This window comes from Hyphomonas atlantica corrig., assembly GCF_000682715.1.
GTDB classification, from domain to species: domain Bacteria; phylum Pseudomonadota; class Alphaproteobacteria; order Caulobacterales; family Hyphomonadaceae; genus Hyphomonas; species Hyphomonas atlantica.
On record NZ_AWFH01000035.1, the window covers coordinates 1 to 1,493 of the forward strand.

Sequence of the window (1,493 nt, forward strand, 5' to 3'; positions counted from 1 at the left end):
AGTGCTGTCGTAACCCCGCCCGCCCCCTGCCGAGAGTCCGGTCTCGAAGGCTTCAGGTATGATGGCGGTTTTCACGAAGGGAGACAGCCATGATTGTATTTGCAGGTTTGGATATTTCGCTGGAGGAGACGCATGTCTGCGTCGTTGACAGCAATGGAAAGACACTCAAGGAAGCGCGTGTTCCGACAGAACCGGACGCCATTGTGCCGGTGCTTCAGCGGTTCGGCGAAAGCCTGAAACGGATCGGATTTGAAGCCAGTTCGCTGTCGCCCTGGCTGAGCAATGAGCTGACAAAGCATGGACTTCCAGCGATCATTGTCGAAGCCAGGCACATGGCAGGCGCGCTCAGTGCGATGCGCAACAAAACCGACCGGAATGACGCGCGAGGCCTCGCCCAGATGATGCGGACCGGCTGGTTCCGGCAGGTCCATGTGAAGAGCGATGACAGCCATCGCATCCGGGTTCTGCTCGCCAACCGCCGCATGCTGAAGCGCAAGTTTCTCGACATCGAGAACGCAATCAGGGGCACGCTAAAAGTCTTCGGCGTGAAGATGACGCGGACGACGCGCGGACGGTTCGAGGAGGATCTGCGCGAACGCCTGCGCGAGGAAGATCCGGTCCTGCAGGACATGACGGAATGCATGCTCCATGCGCGGCGCACATTGTATGAAGAGTTCCAGAAATGCCACCGGCTGGTGATGCAGATTGCCCGCGAAGATGAGGTCTGTCTGCGCTTCATGACGGTGCCGGGCGTTGGCCCAGTCACCGCCTTGTCGTTCAAATCCTGCATCGACGATCCAGGGCGGTTCAGGCGATCAAAGACAGTTGGGGCACACCTTGGTCTGACGCCGAAACGCTTCCAGTCAGGAACTGTCGATTACAACAGCCGGATATCAAAATGCGGCGATCCGGAGACGCGCTGGCTGCTGGTCGAGGCCGGCAACTCGATCCTGTCGAATGTGCGAACATGGTCAGTGCTGAAGGCCTGGGGCATGCGTCTGCAGAAGCGGCTTGGCCACCGGCGCGCGGCCGTCGCCCTCGCACGAAAACTGTCCGTCATCCTGCATCGGATGTGGCTCGAAGGCAGCACCTTCATGCCCTCGAACGCCGATCTGAAAGCGCGAGCAATCTGATGGATGCGGACCTGAAACATGACGCCAGGAGAACTTCCATGACCTCTTAAACCGACACCCGAATCCGCTTCGGCGGAGGCGACCCTGACGGGCCGCGGGTTGGATGATCCCGCTATCTTGCCTGCACAGGAAGTCCACCAAACAGGCTTCTGGAACAGTGCGCTGTGAGTGCTTCGAGGACGTCCATCCCCATCGAACCAGAGCATGTGCGAGGCCTCAGCGCTTCAGCACGAAGTAGTGCATGGGCCGTCAGCACCGCGATCAATCGAAAGGAAATATCATGTTGAAACAGGATCAAATGCGACCCTCACAGGCGAAATCACGGTTGACAGGAAGGCCGGGGTTAGTGAGGGCAAGATT

1 protein-coding gene is annotated in these 1,493 nt (G+C 58.9%); it reads left to right on the forward strand.

The features are described from left to right. The first annotated feature begins 89 nt into the window (after positions 1–89). Positions 90–1,133 (forward strand): IS110 family transposase, encoded by a 1,044-nt coding sequence (locus HY36_RS12630; protein ID WP_035553454.1) that lies wholly within the window; start codon positions 90–92, stop codon positions 1,131–1,133. The last annotated feature ends 360 nt before the right edge of the window (positions 1,134–1,493 follow it).

Bases quoted from the DNA above. Each gene is read 5' to 3' on its own strand.
- HY36_RS12630 (WP_035553454.1), top strand. From the start codon at position 90: ATGATTGTATTTGCAGGTTTGGATATTTCGCTGGAGGAGACGCATGTC.